Genomic DNA, 16109 nt, shown 5'->3' with positions numbered 1-16109 from the left:
AAAGAGTTAATTAAAATCTACTTGACCTTTGCAGAACACTTATCGTAATATAGTTAGGAACCGAACTATATTGCAAGGAGGTAAATTATGGACAGAAAAATCGGTCTAAAAATCAGAATCCTAGCCAATGAACTAAACCGAAAAGCAGCAGAAATCTTAAAAGAAGACGGCGAAGCTTCATCAAGTATCCAAATGCGCATTCTTAATTTCATCCACCGTCGCAATAGTCAACAAGTACCCGTCTACCAAAAAGACATAGAACAAGAATTCGATATTCGGCGTTCCACTGCAACAGGTCTACTACAAACTATGGATAAACGTTTATTTATCGAACGAAGAAGTTGCAAAGAAGACAACCGCTACAAAACGATTATTTTAACGGAACTAGGACAACAAAAAGTTAAAGAAAACATCGTGAAGTTACATAAATTCGATGAGTTGCTTGTTCAAGGGATTTCAGAAGAACATGTAACAATTTTTTTTGATGTAATGGAAAAACTATCAGAAAATAGCAAGAAAATAAATAAGGAAGGTGAACTGATTACATGATAAAAAAACTGATTGCCAATATAGGGGTCTATAAAAAAGAAAGTATTATTACACCAATTTATGTAACGGGGGAAGTGATTTTAGATATCATCATTCCTCTAGTGATGGCGATGATGATCGACAATGGAATCGAAAAAGGTGATACAAAAGCTATTTTAATGTATGGGGCGATTTTATTTATCTGTGCAATTATTGCGTTGTTTTTTGGTGCGATGTCCGGTCGATACGCGGCTGTCGCTTCAGCCGGGTTTGCCAAAAATTTACGAGATCAATTATTTGATCGTATCCAAGGGTTTTCTTTTTCAAACATTGATCGTTTTTCCACATCAAGTTTGATCACACGGATGACAACGGATGTGACCAATGTTCAAAATGCCTATCAAATGATTATTCGACTTTTAGTTCGTAGTCCGTTGATTATGATTTTTTCATTAGCGATGGCGTATAGTATCAATAAGGATCTATCATTGATTTATTTAGGCGTTGTGCCATTTCTGATGATTGGTTTAGCCGCAGTTATTTACTTTGCTCATCCGAATTTCAATAAGGTTTTTCGGATCTACGATAAATTAAATAACGTAGTTCAAGAAAATTTACAAGGGATTCGTGTTATTAAATCTTATGTGAGAGAAAAACATGAAGATGAAAAATTTAAATCAGTTTCTAAGGATATTTACAAAACATTTTCAAAAGCGCAAAGTATCGTGGCTTTTAATAATCCTATTTTACAGTTTGCAGTCTACACGTGTATGTTGCTGATTTCATGGTTAGGGGCGAAATTCGTGGTAGGCGGTACGTTGACGACTGGTGAATTAGTCAGTATGTTTACTTACACAATGCAGATTTTAATGAGTTTAAATATGTTATCAATGGTATTTGTAATCGTACTTATTGCTCGGACTTCTGCTGAACGGATTACAGAAGTGTTATCAGAAGAAAGTGATTTAAAAAACAATGCAGATCCACTTTATGAAATTGCAGACGGTTCTGTACGTTTTAACAATGTTTGTTTCAGTTATGCCAACGATCTTGAAAAATTGGCGCTGATGCATGCAAATATGGAAATAAAATCAGGTGAAGTGATCGGAATCGTTGGTGGAACTGGTAGTTCTAAATCAACCTTAGTTCAGTTGATTCCAAGATTATATGATGTGACACAAGGCTCAGTTGAAGTGGGCGGACATGATGTGCGGGATTACGATCTGAAATCATTGCGTGACCAAGTCAGCATGGTTTTACAAAATAATGTATTGTTTACTGGAACAATCAAAGAAAATCTACGCTGGGGTAATGAAGAGGCGACAGATGAGGATTTGATCAGAGTGTGTAAAATTGCTCAGGCAGATAGTTTTATCGAAGAATTTCCAGATAAATATGACACGATGATTTCTCAAGGCGGAAATAATGTTTCGGGTGGCCAAAAACAACGTTTATGTATTGCTCGCGCATTGTTAAAAAAACCGAAAATTTTGATTTTAGATGATTCAACGAGTGCTGTAGATACGAAAACAGATCGTCTGATCAGAGAAGGGATGAGACAAGAAATCCCTGGAACAACGACGTTTATCATAGGACAGCGCGTTTCTTCTGTTCAAGATTCAGATCGTATTATTGTGATGGATAAAGGCTTGATCAATGCTATCGGAACGCATGATGAATTATTGGCTAATAATCAGATTTATCAAGAAGTTTATGAGTCTCAACAGAAAGGATTTGGTGAAGAAGATGCGTGATGAAAAAACAAAAGGGATTCCCAAAAGTCAAGATCCTTTAAAAACGTTGAAACGACTATTTTCATATATGTTTAAGAATTATAAGTTCCAGCTGATATTAGTACTGATACTCATCCTACTAAGTACCTTTGCCAATGTCCGAGGTTCGCTATTTTTACAAGTGGTAATCGATGATTATATCACACCGTTACTGGGTCAAAGTAATCCTAATTTTTCTGGATTATTAAAGGGAATTACAACGATGGCACTGATTTATGGTGTTGGGATCATTGCAAACTTAGGCTTTAACCTGATCATGGTGCGTATCAGTGAAGGAACACAAAAAACAATTCGGGATGAAATGTTTACTCATCTTGAAACATTGCCAATCCGCTACTTTGATTCAAATTCTGACGGGAATATCATGAGCCATTTCACGAATGATACAGATACGTTGCGTCAGATGATTTCACAAAGTATTCCTAATTTAGTGGCAGCAGTTGTTAGTTTTATCAGTGTGTTTATTGCCATGTTTACGATCAGTGTTCCACTGACCTTAGTTGTAATGGTTTCTGTTTCCGTAATGATCATGACGATTCGGATAATTGCAGGGCGCAGCAGTCGTCATTTTGGGAAGCAACAACGGGATTTAGGGCGTGTAAATGGATTCATCGAAGAAATAATGCATGGACAAAAAGTGGTGAAAATTTTTAATCATGAGCCGCAAACAATCAAACAGTTTAAAGTAATCAACGAAGAATTGCGACAAAGTGCTACCCAAGCCAATAAATATGCGAACAGCTTAATGCCGATCATGATGAATTTGCTAAATATTCAATATGTACTCTTAGCAGTAGTTGGTGGTATTTTTTCAGTTTATGGTGTTTCGGGTCTGACAATTGGGATGATCGCTTCTTTTCTTCAGTTAAGCCGTTCATTGAATATGCCGATCAGTCAAGTTTCGCAACAAATCAATTTTGTGATCATGGCGTTAGCTGGGGCAGATCGCATCTTTACGTTGATTGATGAAAAGCCGGAAGTAGATGATGGTTATGTGACGTTAGTTCATGTGAAGCGACAAGGAAATAAACTTGTTGAAAGTGACACTAGGACAGGCTTATGGGCATGGAAACATCCTCATAATGATGGCTCGGTGACCTATAGGGAATTAACTGGTGATGTACGTTTTGAGGATGTCTCTTTTGGCTATACAGATAAAAGTCGAGTATTAAAAGATATCAATCTCTACGCTGAACCAGGTCAAAAAGTCGCATTTGTTGGGGCCACAGGAGCAGGGAAAACAACGATCACAAATTTGATCAATCGCTTTTACGATGTTCAAGAAGGGAAAATCCGTTATGATGGAATCAATGTGAAGAAAATCAAAAAAAGTTCTTTGAGAAAGTCATTAGGGATTGTTTTACAGGATACTCATTTATTTACAGGCACGATTCGTGAGAATATTCGTTATGGGAAGTTAAACGCATCTGATGAAGCTGTGATTGAAGCGGCTCAATTAGCGAATGCAGAGGATTTTATCAATAACCTACCCGATAAATATGATACAGTGATCACTGGGGACGGAGAAGGTCTATCTCAAGGGCAACGCCAATTATTGTCCATTGCACGAGCTGCGATTGCAGATCCGCCTGTAATGATCTTGGATGAAGCAACATCCAGTATTGATACAAGAACGGAAAAGCATGTACAAGCTGGGATGGATCGTTTAATGAAGGGCAGAACTGTTTTTGTCATTGCCCATCGTTTATCGACTATCCAAAATTCGGATGCAATCATGGTAATGGATCATGGAAGAATCATTGAACGAGGCAGTCACGAAGATTTACTTGAGGAAAAGGGAATCTATCATCAATTGTATACAGGAAAGGTCGAACTATCTTAGTAAGAAAATAGAAAAATAAAAAAACACCAATCATTAGAAAAAATCTGATGATTGGTGTTTTTTTGATATAAACGTTTAAAATAATACGCCAAGAGAGATTCGAACTCCCGACCGCTCGCTTAGAAGGCGAGTGCTCTATCCAGCTGAGCTATTGGCGCAAAGTAATAACGCAACAGAATTTATTATAATGAACATCCAAAACAAAGTCAATCATAAATTAGAAATAACAAGAAAGTTTTTTTGAAAAGTGGTTTATAACGCTAAATCACTAAGTTTTTATTGACTCTTGTTCCTTATTTTGATATGATACTAATGTTGTAATTGTGGACTCCACAGCTACAACCGCACAGAACAAGTTTTTAAGTATGACATATCGTTATCACTTGGGATGGCGAGTCTAAGTCTAGAAGAAGGAGGTGCTGTATAGCATGTACGCAATTATCAAAACTGGTGGTAAACAAGTAAAAGTTGAGGTAGGTCAAGCAATTTACGTTGAAAAATTAGACGTAGAAGCTGGCGAAAAAGTTGTTTTTGACGAAGTTATCTTAGTAGGTGGCGAATCTACGAAAGTAGGAGCTCCAACTGTCGCAGGTGCAACTGTCGAAGGAACTGTAGAAAAACACGGCAAACAAAAGAAAGTCGTGACTTTCAAATACAAACCTAAAAAACACACTCACCGCAAACAAGGTCACCGTCAACCATATACAAAAGTTGTAATCAACGCAATCAACGCATAATTCTTTTAAGTTGCATAGGAAAGAAGGCCTATCAATGATTAAAAGTTCTTTTAAACGAAATGGCGCAGGCCAAATCGTTTCTTTTGAAGTCTCAGGGCATGCTGAATCAGGTCCATATGGCAGTGATATTGTTTGTGCAGCTGTGTCTGCCTTAACTATCAGCACGGTCAAGGGTGTCGATGCGCTAGCTGGTTTTGAACCGATTGTCGAAACCAATGAAGATGAAGGTGGTTACCTTTATGTTGAAGTGATTTCAAATGCCAATCAGGAACAAACCAACATTGCCCAAATTCTCTTGGAAAACCTTTTATTAGGTCTACAAGCAGTCGAGCAAGAAAATCTTGAATTTATTCAAGTCAAAACCATAAACGAAAAATAGGAGGTGCAGACTATGTTATTAAACATGAATTTACAATTATTCGCCCACAAAAAAGGTGGAGGTTCTACTTCCAACGGACGTGATTCAGAATCTAAACGCTTAGGCGCTAAAAGTGCTGATGGACAAACAGTAACTGGTGGATCAATTTTATACCGTCAACGCGGAACTAAAATTTACCCAGGTGCTAACGTAGGTATTGGCGGCGACGACACTTTATTTGCTAAAGTAGACGGTGTAGTACGTTTCGAACGTAAAGGCCGTGACAAAAAACAAGTGTCTGTTTACCCAGCAGTAGATCAATAATTTTTTAACTGATCGGTTCTATCCCTTATTTAGTAAGGGATAGAACTTTTTTATTTTGGATAAACAATCACTTGAACAAATAAATGAGAATGCTAGAGCTAAACGTTTAAAAAAATAAGCTTATTCGCGAATGAATTGAATAATTAGTAACTAAAGGGAAAATTTAGGGATGAATTGCTAAAAAAGGAATTGTTGGTTTTTCCTGCTAAAATAGACGATTAAAAATTGAGAACGAATCAATATTCGGGTGCTTTTGCCCCATATAGTCATCGCTTATGCGGTGGCTTTTTATGTCTGGGTGAATAATGACAGAACATGGACAGTTTAAAGAGATAAATATTCTTTATACTAATGTTGTAAGATCTTACAAAAACGTTAAAGTTAGGAGGGAAATAGTTTGGCAAATACTGAATCAGTAATAAACTGGTTTCGAGCAAGAGAAGGAAAAGTAACGTACAGCATGACGAATCGCTATGGTCCTTATAGTTATGATTGTAGTTCAGCCATGTATAATGCATTAATTGAATCAGGTTTTCTGTCAGCTGGAACTGCGATTGGAAATACCGAAACTCTTTATGCGTTAGACGGCTCATTGTTACAATCTATCTCGCGTGCACAAGCACGCAGAGGTGATATTTTCATCTCAGGAGGCAAAGGAACTAGCTTAGGAGCAAATGGACATACAGGAGTATTCGTAAGTAATAGCAGAATTATTCACTGTAATTATGGATCAAATGGAATTTCCGAAACCTCAACAGAAGGTGGTTGGACAGGAGGTCCTCCAACCGACTGTTATAGGTTAAAAGGAGCAACAACAGAAACACCGTCAGAACAAAAAAAAGGAGAGATAACTATGCAATGTATTTATAAAAAACCGCTAGGCACTGGAGTGGGAATGTATTACTTTAACGGAGTTGATACAGTTCATATCCAAAATAATGATACAGCAGTAATACTACGTAGAATTTACAAAGCTAATAATGGAAAAGATATGCCAGAATTCACTTGGACTTCGGCAGAACCTTGGCACATTAGATTAGAAGCAGTAGCGCCTAATCGCAAATAAATTTAGTAAATGAATAAAAAAGAGCTTGAGTCTGACGTACCAAGCTCTTTTTTTGTACCATCAGGCACTTATTTATGTCCAATCAATATCATTATAGAATGATTAAAAAAATTTAACTTACGAGAATTTTTTTTTTATGATAGCATAAACTCTGTTATTAAAAAAAGAGGAGTGTATGTATGCCACAAAACAAAAAAGAAGGAATCTTCTTCACAACAATTGTCTGTTTTTCCATGGTGATTTCAATGAGCGCCTATAATCTTTTATTACACGGACAATTTTCATTAAGCAATTTATTTGGTGGCTTGGTGCCAGGATTTATTGTAGCGTTTATATTTGATGTCTTAATCGTTTCATCACCAGCTAAGAAAATTGCTTTTGCTATACCTATCAATAAAGAGAAAAAAATCCAGAGGATCATTGCTGTTTCCAGCTGCATGGTTTTAGGAATGGTCTTTTTTATGTCGATGTATGGTGTTTTTATGCAATTTGGTTTCACAGAAAATTTCCTAAGTTATTACGTCGGTGCATTTGCAAAAAATCTTATAATGGCATTACCGCTCCAGTTATTAATTGTGGGTCCGATCTGTAGAATGATTTTAAGTGCAAGCCGACAAAGTCGTTGGTTAAAAGAAGCGAATGATTAAATGAATTAATAGAAGAGGTTAAAATAAAAGTCGTCATTGTTTTTGTTTTAACCTTCTATTTTTTTTGAGTAGTTAAGTGAAAATTGATTTAAAAGAGGGTCCAGCTTTCCTAAATTGATATAAAATTGTTATAATTAATAGAATATTGATTAACTGGGGGGCCTTCAACAATGGAAATACATGAGCGAATTGTCAGGTTATTAAATTCAAGTACCGTATTTTTGATTTCAACAATTGATAAACGTGATTTTCCAACGGTTATTGCTGTTTCAGAACCGCTATGGAGAGAAGGCTTATTAAAGCTACAATTTTATTTGGATGGGAACGGGGAAACCGCTAAAAATATTCAAAATAATCCGAATGGATCTGTTTGTTGTTATGAGGAAATTAAACATGAAAGTCTGCTCTTGAAAGGAAAGTTTACGATTGAACAAATTGATTCAGTAGAAGCGATCGACCCTAAATTATCAAGCTACCAAAAAGAATTAAATCACTCAGAACCTGTACTAGTTACATTTGAAACGTGGACGGCTAGGATACATATGGATAAAAAAATGAAAGATATTATTGTTTAGTTTAGAGAGAATGCGTAGGCTTTTTTTAAAGAAGGATATAAGGAGTGGGGATCATTATTGATCTCTGCTCTTTTTATTTTTTCTAGTGTAATAAATATTCTTAATCAAATTTAATTGTCCTTCATTTTTTCTTAATAACTGTTCATCATTTATTCGAAGATTTTTATGTTTGAGTTAAGTTCTTTTGGTTATAGTTAATTATCAGCAATAGACGGAGATAGTTTTTGGAAGCTATTATCCATGAAAAGGAAAGGGGTGATGACGATGTACGCTGTAAAAGTATTACATGGGTATATTGGTAAAGACGGACAACGTACAAGAGATAAAAATCGTGTTCGAATCTTTCAAACTAAAAATTATGCAGAAAAATTCGCTGACAAAATCGGTGGTCGTGTTAAAGTACTAGGCTAAATTTATAAACTAACAGGAAACGAGTAGCCCAAAATATAATTATTTTGGGCTACTCGTTTGTGGAAAAAATTAAACATACAGGTCGAAAACAGCAATTTCTGGTGGGACTCTAAATCGTGCTGGAATTTTTGTGGTACCTAAACCTGTATTGACATACAACGTTGTATCATTAGCCAAATTATAAAAGCCATCAAAATATTTTTCGGCCATCACGTTTTTGATTGTTAGAAAAGGCAGTTTAACTTGTCCACCATGGCTGTGACCAGATAAAATCAACTGAACGTTTTGATCAAGCGCTGCATCCGCTTTGTCCGGTTCATGACTTAGTAAGATAGTATACTCACTTTGACGATCTGCTAGCGCATCGGTAACAGAAGAGTTGCCTAGTAATGAATCATCCAAGCCAGCTATGTAAAGCGATTTTCCGTTAGGTAATGAAAGATTGGTTCCGGAATTCTCCAGTAGTTGAAAACCAGCAGCAGCTAGGATTTCTGGATAAACATGAGCAGCAGCACCACCATAATCATGATTACCCCAAACGGCATATTTTCCTAAAGGAGCATTTAAGCGGCTTAAGGCTGCAGTGACTTCTTCAGATGGGCCATATAAAGCATAGTTATCAAATAAATCCCCAGTAAATAAAATAATATCGGGTTTCTCATTGTTGACTTTAGTGACGATTTTTTCTAGTTGTGAAACGGGGTATTTTTCTTGAATATGAATATCTGAAATCTGTACTACTTTAACTGGGTTTTGACCCTCGTTATTTCCTACTGTGTAGTTGTGTGTGACAATTCTTTTCGGCTCTATAAAAAAGGCATAGAGAGTCATGCCGATAATCGCTACTATAAATAAATAGATAAAATATCGTTTTTTCATTAGTGACCTCACTTTCAAAGCTCACTATAACGAAAAGAAATTAAAAAATGGTAAAATACGTCTTGTAGAGTAGAAACTTTAGAATAATTTAGAGGTTGTAGGTCTTCGGTGTTTTTCAAAATCATTATTTGCTATAATAGAGAAGAACTTATTAGGAAAGAAGGATGAAAAAATGATGGTAAGAGTAAATAAATTAAGAGAATTAATGAAAAAAAATGATCTTTCGGGTTTTTTAATCACAAGTCCGTATAATTTGCGTTATCTAACAAATTTTACTGGAACAACAGGACTCGCAGTGATCACGTTAGATAAAGCCTTTTTTGTAACGGATTTTCGTTATACAGAGCAAGCAGCAGAGCAAGCACAGGGTTTTGAGATCATTCAAAATACCGGTCCGATCTATGATGAAGTTGTAGCAATTGCAGAAAAAGAACAGTTGGCTAATTTAGCGTTTGAAGAAACATTTGTTAGTTTTGCAGAATATAGTTTGTTAGAAGAAATCACGCCTTGTAATCTAATTCCAGTAGCAGGTCTAATTGAAGAACTTCGTGAAGTCAAAGATGAAGAAGAAATTGCGATCATCGAAAAAGCCTGCAGTATTGCCGATCTAGGGTTTAAACATATTTTAACCGTAATCAAACCCGGCATGACGGAAATTGAAATCGCCAACCAATTAGATTTTTATATGCGTTCTTTAGGTGCAACTAGCGTTTCTTTTGAAACGATCGTTGCAAGTGGTGTCCGTTCTGCTATGCCACACGGTGTTGCAAGTGAAAAAATTATCGAAAAAGGTGATTTGATTACGTTGGATTTTGGTTGTTATTATCAAGGATATGTTTCAGATATGACCCGGACATTTGCAATTGGCGAGCCTGATAGTAAACTGAAAGACATTTATCAAATCGTTTTAGAAGCGCAATTAAAAGTATTAGATGAAGCGAAACCAGGCTTAACTGGGGTTCAATTAGACGCAATCGCTCGTGATCATATTGCTTCTTACGGGTATGGTGAGGCGTTTGGCCATAGCACAGGTCACGGTATTGGCTTGGAAATTCACGAAGGACCAAATGTTTCCTTTAGAGCAGATAAACAATTTGTTGCTGGAAATGTGATTACTGACGAACCTGGTATCTATTTACCTGGTCTTGGCGGTGTTAGGATTGAAGATGATTTATTGATTACGAAAGAAGGGAATCGTGTTTTGACACATTCGCCTAAGGAATTGATAATTTTATAAAATGTTTTCGACTCATTTTCTCATAGTTTTTTTGGTAGCGAAACAAGCTGATTAATGATAAACTAGGGAGGAATGGAAACATAGATAGGTAATTGAATTGTGACGAAAAAAACGTCATTCTCTGATTTTCCTGTTGAGACTGGACGAGCCTGCTATGCTTTTGCTTTGAAACATAGTGAATGAAATGAACTGATGTTGAAAAGTACAAGGTGTAGCGAAGCGGAACGTTGTTACCTATATTATAAGGAGGATTAAAATGACTGAAGAAAAAAATCTAGTAATCAATACAAAAGACTCTTTAGGTGAAATTGTTATCGCACCGGAAGTAATTGAAGTCATTATTGGTATTGCAGCATCTAAAGTAGATGGCGTATATGGTATGCGCGGAACATTTGCTAATAATGTAACAGAATTTCTTGGCCGTGCTGCTCACGGTAAAGGCGTTTATTTAAGAGCTGAAGAAGAAGGTCTTAAAGTTGATATTTACTGTTACTTAAATTATGGTATCTCGGTACCTAAAGTGGCGTTAGAAATGCAAGATCGTGTGAAACAGCAAGTCTTGTTCATGACAGACATCGATTTAGTGGAAGTGAACATTCACATAGTAGCAGTAGTTCCTGAAAAGCTACCTGAACCAGATTTTGATGAATTATTCCCGGAAGATGAGGGAGAAAATGAGTAAGCCAAGTTTCACTCGTCACGAGATTCGTGAAAAGGCGCTTCAAGCGTTATTTCCTTTAGATTTTAATGTTGACTTAACAAAACAAGATGCGATTTCTTATGCATTGGAGTTAGATAATCAAGAAATCATTAGTGAAGATGGGGAAGAATTTGTCCCAACTTACTTAGACTTATTGGTAGGCGGCGTTTGTGATCGAAAAGCAGAACTTGACGAGATTATCAAAAGACACTTAGGGAATAACTGGTCGATCACGCGTATTGCTAAGATGGATTTGATCATTTTGCGTATGGCTATTTTTGAAATGCTTTATGTTGGGGATGTTCCTAACACAGTTGCTTTAGATGAAGCGATTGAGCTTGCCAAAAAATATAGTGATGACCGTTCTAGAAAGTTCGTTAACGGCGTTTTAGCGAATGTGATGAAAGAGATTGATTCAAAGTAGAAATACTTTGAATCTTTTTTGTTGTGAATCACTACGATTGGCTCTGCCAGAGTAGATGATGAACAATACTTGGCGACCAAAGGGAGAGAAGTTTCATTGAAGTACAATTCAAGGAGATAGAGATTATAGAGTGTTAAGACTAGCTGAATTATGCTAAAATAAAAGAATATAGACAAAAACGAGGAGTGAGCTTATGGGAGAGTTAATCAACGGTCGTGAATTAGCAGATAAAATGCAGGCGCAGATCAAAGAAGAAGTGCAAGAACTTGAAAAAGAAGGCATTCGTCCAGGTTTAGTTGTTTTATTAGTTGGTGAAAATCAGGCCAGTCAAACGTATGTGAAAAATAAAGATATAGCAGCTGCTAAAATCGGTATTCGTTCAAAAATCGAACGCTTGCCTGAAACGATTTCCGAAACTGAATTGCTTGCTGTGATCGAACAATATAACCAAGATCCAGATTATCATGGAATATTAGTTCAGTTGCCGTTATCTAAGCACATCGATGAAGAAAAAGTGTTGTTAACTGTTGATCCCCAAAAAGATGTCGATGGTTTCCATCCGATGAATATGGGACACTTATTTATTGGGGAACCGACGATGATTCCCTGTACACCATATGGCATTATGAAAATGTTTGAAGCTTATAATATTGATTTAGAGGGAAAACGAGCAGTCGTGATCGGTCGAAGTAATATTGTTGGCAAACCAATGGCGCAACTTATGATGATGAAAAACGCTACAGTTACGATCGCTCACTCAAGAACCGTTGATTTACCAGCAGTGGCTAGAGAAGCAGATATTTTAGTTGTAGCAATCGGTCGCGGGCATTTTGTGACAAAAGAATTTATAAAACCTGGTGCGGTCGTGATCGATGTCGGCATGAATCGAGACGAGAATGGAAAATTGATCGGCGATGTAAAATTCGATGAAGTGTCACCGATTGCAAGCTTTATCACACCAGTACCAAAAGGCGTTGGACCAATGACGATCACAATGTTGATGTATCAAACGGTAGAGGCCGCTAAAAAACAAAAGTAAGGTGAGAAGATGGAGCAGCAATATTTAACAGTTACAGCCTTAACAAAATATTTGAAACGTAAATTTGATGCTGATCCATATTTGGAACGGGTTTATTTGACTGGAGAAATTTCCAATTTTCGTCTGCGTCCTAATGCTCATCAGTATTTTAGTTTAAAAGATGATGGAGCAAAGATTTCGGCAATTATGTTTAAATCGGCATTTCAGAAGCTAAAATTTCAACCAAAAGAAGGGATGAAAGTTCTTTTAGTTGGTCGTATTTCATTGTATGAAAGTGGCGGATCTTATCAAATCTATGTAGAACATATGGAACCAGATGGCGTTGGGGCTTTATATCAAGCTTTGGCAGAGTTGCGTGAGAAATTAGGCAAAGAAGGTTTATTCGAAGGCCCTAAAAAAATACTGCCGAGATATCCTAAACGAATTGCGGTTGTTACAAGTCCAAGTGGTGCGGTCATCCGAGATATTATTACGACAGTCAAAAGAAGATACCCAATCGCACAACTTGTTTTATTCCCCACGTTGGTCCAAGGAGATCAAGCTGCTGACGATATTGTCCGCAATATTCACCGCATTGAAGAATTAGGGACCTTTGACACGATGATTATCGGTCGTGGTGGCGGTTCGATCGAGGACTTGTGGCCGTTTAATGAAGAACGAGTGGCTAGAGCGATTTATCAGGCAAAGACACCGGTTATTTCTTCAGTGGGGCATGAGACAGATGTCACGATTGCCGATATGGTAGCCGATGTGAGAGCGGCGACACCGACTGCAGCAGCAGAATTAGCTGTTCCTGTACTGAACGAAGAACTGCTAAAAATCAAAGATCGGCAAACGCGCTTAGAGCAAAGTTTTCTCTACCAATTACAACAAAAAAATGAACGATATCAACGGTTGAAAAATTCATATGTATTTAAGCAACCAGATCGTTTATATGAAGGACAAACAATTAAATTAGATCGAATCACACAACGCTTGATTCAATCCATGGAAACTGTTTACCATCAAAAACAACGGACAGCGCAAGAAATTATTGCCCAATTTAGACAACAAACACCTCAAGGTCAAATCAGAGAAGGGCAGCAGCAACTAAAGTATTTGAGCCAATCGCTTCATGATCGTATGGAACAATATATGAAGGATAAAGAAAAACAATTTACTTCTGCTGTTCAACAATTGGATTTGTTAAGTCCATTAAAAATCATGGGCAGAGGATATAGTTATACAACCAAAGAGCAGCAAGTGATCAAGTCAGTCAATGAACTGCAACCAAAAGAAAAAATTCAAATCCATTATGTGGATGGCATAGTAGATACCGTGATTGAAAAAATAACACCCACTGAAGAGGAGTAAAAAGATGGCTAAAGAAAAAGCAGTCGAAAAAACATTTGAAGAATCATTAATTGAATTAGAAGAAATCGTCCAACGTTTAGAGCGTGGAGATGTTCCTTTAGAAGAAGCGCTAGCCGCTTTTCAAGAAGGGATGGTTTTAAGCAAACAGTGCCAAGATACATTGGTAAAAGCTGAAAAGACACTGACAAAAGTTATGACGGAAAATAATGAAGAAGTTTCGTTTGAAGAGAGTGAGGACAATTGATGGAAGCTTTCAATGATTTTCGTAAGCAAAGTTTACCGCTTATTGAAAAAGAAATGGAAAATTTTATCAATGAATATACTGCAAACGATCAGTTAAAAAAAGCAATGTTGTATTCGATTCATGCTGGAGGTAAAAGGTTCCGTCCGCTTTTAGTGTTAGCTACGATTCGTTCGTTTAATAAAGACGTGCAGATACATGATTATCAAGTTGCTGCAGCTTTAGAAATGATCCACACCTACTCGTTGATCCACGATGATTTGCCAGCGATGGATGATGATGATTTGCGTCGTGGGAAACCGACAAACCATAAAGTATTTGGTGAAGCACATGCGATTTTAGCGGGTGACGGTTTGCTTACTGCGGCTTTTCAATTAGTCGCAATTAGTCAAATCGAGGCAAATCAAAAAATATTGTTGATTCAACTGCTAAGTAAAGCGGCTGGTACACAAGGCACGGTTGCAGGGCAAGCTGGGGATTTACAAGGAGAAGAACGATCATTGTCATTATCTGAACTAGCAGATGTTCATGAAAAGAAAACGGGGGCTTTGATCGAGTTCGCTCTATTATCCGGTGGGATTTTAGCCGAGCAACCAGAAGAAGTGGTTGATTTATTAGGTGTTTTTGCCAAACATTTAGGCTTAGCGTTTCAGATCAAAGATGATTTGTTGGATGCGACGAGTTCAGAAGAAGAATTAGGCAAACAAGTTGGGCGTGATGAAGTCTTAAACAAGAGTACTTACCCAAGCTTACTTGGATTAGATGGTGCCAAAGAAGCGCTGAAAGAACAATTAGCAATGGGTAGTGATACTTTAGAAAAGATAAAACAAACAAGCTTGGCATTTCAGTCAGAATTATTACAAGAATTATTAGAACAATTGCAGTTATGATAGAAAGAAGGCACTTATGAAAAAAGAGCGCGTCGATATTTTAGCGTTTACTCAAGGATTATTTGAAACAAGAGAAAAGGCCAAACGTGCCGTGATGGCAGGCCTCGTTTATAACAATAAAAACGAACGATTGGATAAACCAGGTGAGAAGATTTTGATCGAAACGCCATTGCAAGTAAAAGGTCAAACGCTGCCTTATGTTTCCCGCGGCGGTTTGAAATTGGAAAAAGCATTGGAGGTATTTGAATTAGATGTGAAAGGTAAAACCATGTTGGATATCGGGGCTTCAACTGGCGGCTTTACTGATGTAGCTTTGCAAAATGGCGCTCGATTAAGCTATGCTTTGGACGTTGGCTACAATCAATTAGCATGGAAAATTCGCCAAGATGACCGAGTAGTTGTGATGGAACGGACGAATTTTCGTTATAGCACACCAGAAGATTTTCAAGAAGGTGTACCAGATATTGCGACCATCGACGTATCGTTTATTTCGCTTAAATTAATCTTACCTCCATTGCACAAAATTTTGAAACCAGGTGGCAAAGTAGTTGCTTTGATCAAACCTCAATTTGAGGCCGGCAAAGAGCTTGTAGGAAAAAAAGGAATTGTTCGTGAACCAGAAACACATAAATTTGTTTTAAATGACATTCTTTCATTTGCCCAAGAGCATGGGTATTCTGTTAGCGGGTTGGATTATTCACCTATCACTGGTGGAGAAGGAAACATTGAATTTTTAGCTTATTTGACTTCTGAAAAAACATCAGAGCCTAAAGATCTTTCGACAGAGATTACTGCTGTTGTTGAAGCGGCTCACAAGAAGTTGAAAGGTTAGTTTAAAAAAATAGATAGAGGAAACTCAATGTTTTCTTTGACTACAAGATTTAATGGATAAGACTGGGATAAAGCGTTCAGCGTTTTGTTTCAGCCTTATTTTTTTATACTTTCAAAATGAATAAAAATACGCTATGATAAAATGGAAATGAATCGAAAAAGAAGTGTTCCTGTTTAACTAGGCAAAACGATATAGAAAAGGTGACACTCGCTTTTAATTCTAAGTGCTGAAG

At 37.0% G+C, this 16109-nt stretch carries 19 protein-coding genes, 1 tRNA gene and 1 other annotated feature; of the genes, 18 read left to right on the top strand and 2 right to left on the bottom strand.

The features are described from left to right. Positions 1 to 87: 87 nt before the first annotated feature. Genes IGL98_RS13680 through IGL98_RS13670 form a run of 3 tightly spaced genes read left to right on the top strand, consistent with a single transcriptional unit; the run spans position 88 to position 4164 of the window. Positions 88 to 549, top strand: coding sequence for a MarR family winged helix-turn-helix transcriptional regulator (locus IGL98_RS13680; protein WP_206842916.1), 462 nt, complete (start codon positions 88 to 90; stop codon positions 547 to 549). Beyond that, positions 546 to 2282, top strand: coding sequence for an ABC transporter ATP-binding protein (locus IGL98_RS13675; protein WP_206842915.1), 1737 nt, complete (start codon positions 546 to 548; stop codon positions 2280 to 2282). Before IGL98_RS13680 ends, IGL98_RS13675 begins: the two co-directional genes overlap by 4 nt. Then, positions 2275 to 4164: an ABC transporter ATP-binding protein gene (locus tag IGL98_RS13670; RefSeq protein WP_206912026.1), complete on the top strand. Its 1890-nt coding sequence runs from the start codon at positions 2275 to 2277 to the stop codon at positions 4162 to 4164. Before IGL98_RS13675 ends, IGL98_RS13670 begins: the two co-directional genes overlap by 8 nt. 84 nt (positions 4165 to 4248) lie before the next feature. Here IGL98_RS13670 and IGL98_RS13665 read toward each other — a convergent pair. Continuing rightward, positions 4249 to 4322, bottom strand: a tRNA-Arg gene (locus IGL98_RS13665). A 172-nt stretch (positions 4323 to 4494) separates the two neighbouring features. Beyond that, positions 4495 to 4573 (top strand) — a sequence feature (ribosomal protein L21 leader region). Positions 4574 to 4592: 19 nt separating this feature from the next. Here IGL98_RS13665 and rplU point away from each other — a divergent pair. From rplU to IGL98_RS13630, 7 genes are all read left to right on the top strand, one after another. Beyond that, on the top strand, positions 4593 to 4901 hold the full coding sequence (rplU, locus tag IGL98_RS13660) for a 50S ribosomal protein L21 (RefSeq protein ID WP_010762829.1): 309 nt from the start codon (positions 4593 to 4595) through the stop codon (positions 4899 to 4901). 34 nt (positions 4902 to 4935) lie between these two features. Beyond that, on the top strand, positions 4936 to 5280 hold the full coding sequence (locus IGL98_RS13655) for a ribosomal-processing cysteine protease Prp (protein WP_206912000.1): 345 nt from the start codon (positions 4936 to 4938) through the stop codon (positions 5278 to 5280). Positions 5281 to 5292: 12 nt separating this feature from the next. Then, entirely contained in the window at positions 5293 to 5583 is a 291-nt protein-coding gene (rpmA, locus tag IGL98_RS13650) for a 50S ribosomal protein L27 (protein ID WP_206911999.1), read from the top strand. 397 nt (positions 5584 to 5980) lie between these two features. Further along, the gene (locus IGL98_RS13645; RefSeq protein ID WP_206911996.1) at positions 5981 to 6649 is read left to right on the top strand and encodes a peptidoglycan amidohydrolase family protein; all 669 of its coding nucleotides are present in this window, start codon (positions 5981 to 5983) and stop codon (positions 6647 to 6649) included. 179 nt (positions 6650 to 6828) lie between these two features. Continuing rightward, complete coding sequence (locus tag IGL98_RS13640; RefSeq protein ID WP_206842907.1) at positions 6829 to 7296, top strand: DUF2798 domain-containing protein; 468 nt, start codon at positions 6829 to 6831, stop codon at positions 7294 to 7296. A gap of 170 nt (positions 7297 to 7466) precedes the next feature. Continuing rightward, positions 7467 to 7871 (top strand): pyridoxamine 5'-phosphate oxidase family protein, encoded by a 405-nt coding sequence (locus IGL98_RS13635; RefSeq protein WP_206842906.1) that lies wholly within the window; start codon positions 7467 to 7469, stop codon positions 7869 to 7871. 240 nt (positions 7872 to 8111) lie between these two features. Next, complete coding sequence (locus IGL98_RS13630; protein WP_206842968.1) at positions 8112 to 8282, top strand: hypothetical protein; 171 nt, start codon at positions 8112 to 8114, stop codon at positions 8280 to 8282. 69 nt (positions 8283 to 8351) lie between these two features. Here the strand turns inward: IGL98_RS13630 and IGL98_RS13625 are convergent, their stop codons facing one another. Further along, positions 8352 to 9161, bottom strand: coding sequence for a metallophosphoesterase (locus tag IGL98_RS13625; RefSeq protein ID WP_206842905.1), 810 nt, complete (start codon positions 9159 to 9161; stop codon positions 8352 to 8354). Between the two features lie 172 nt (positions 9162 to 9333). Here IGL98_RS13625 and IGL98_RS13620 point away from each other — a divergent pair, with 172 nt between their 5' ends. The 8 genes from IGL98_RS13620 (at position 9334) to IGL98_RS13585 (ending at position 15877) form a co-directional block, all read left to right on the top strand. After that, positions 9334 to 10398, top strand: a complete 1065-nt coding sequence (locus IGL98_RS13620; protein ID WP_206842904.1) for a M24 family metallopeptidase — start codon at positions 9334 to 9336, stop codon at positions 10396 to 10398. A 256-nt stretch (positions 10399 to 10654) separates the two neighbouring features. Beyond that, the gene (locus IGL98_RS13615; RefSeq protein WP_206842903.1) at positions 10655 to 11080 is read left to right on the top strand and encodes an Asp23/Gls24 family envelope stress response protein; all 426 of its coding nucleotides are present in this window, start codon (positions 10655 to 10657) and stop codon (positions 11078 to 11080) included. Next, positions 11073 to 11522 (top strand): transcription antitermination factor NusB, encoded by a 450-nt coding sequence (nusB, locus tag IGL98_RS13610; RefSeq protein WP_206842902.1) that lies wholly within the window; start codon positions 11073 to 11075, stop codon positions 11520 to 11522. The genes IGL98_RS13615 and nusB overlap by 8 nt, the downstream gene beginning before the upstream one ends. A 193-nt stretch (positions 11523 to 11715) precedes the next feature. After that, positions 11716 to 12561, top strand: coding sequence for a bifunctional methylenetetrahydrofolate dehydrogenase/methenyltetrahydrofolate cyclohydrolase (locus IGL98_RS13605; RefSeq protein ID WP_206842901.1), 846 nt, complete (start codon positions 11716 to 11718; stop codon positions 12559 to 12561). Between the two features lie 9 nt (positions 12562 to 12570). After that, positions 12571 to 13914, top strand: coding sequence for an exodeoxyribonuclease VII large subunit (gene xseA, locus IGL98_RS13600; protein WP_206842899.1), 1344 nt, complete (start codon positions 12571 to 12573; stop codon positions 13912 to 13914). A gap of 4 nt (positions 13915 to 13918) precedes the next feature. Further along, positions 13919 to 14158: an exodeoxyribonuclease VII small subunit gene (locus tag IGL98_RS13595; RefSeq protein ID WP_206842897.1), complete on the top strand. Its 240-nt coding sequence runs from the start codon at positions 13919 to 13921 to the stop codon at positions 14156 to 14158. Further along, positions 14158 to 15045: a polyprenyl synthetase family protein gene (locus tag IGL98_RS13590; protein WP_206911994.1), complete on the top strand. Its 888-nt coding sequence runs from the start codon at positions 14158 to 14160 to the stop codon at positions 15043 to 15045. Before IGL98_RS13595 ends, IGL98_RS13590 begins: the two co-directional genes overlap by 1 nt. A 16-nt stretch (positions 15046 to 15061) precedes the next feature. Next, on the top strand, positions 15062 to 15877 hold the full coding sequence (locus IGL98_RS13585) for a TlyA family RNA methyltransferase (protein WP_206911993.1): 816 nt from the start codon (positions 15062 to 15064) through the stop codon (positions 15875 to 15877). The last annotated feature ends 232 nt before the right edge of the window (positions 15878 to 16109 follow it).

The sequence above is a fragment of the Enterococcus sp. DIV0840 genome (assembly GCF_050527835.1).
In the GTDB taxonomy this organism is placed as follows: Bacteria; Bacillota; Bacilli; order Lactobacillales; family Enterococcaceae; genus Enterococcus_L; species Enterococcus_L ureasiticus.
This window is presented reverse-complemented; position numbering and strand designations above follow the sequence as displayed.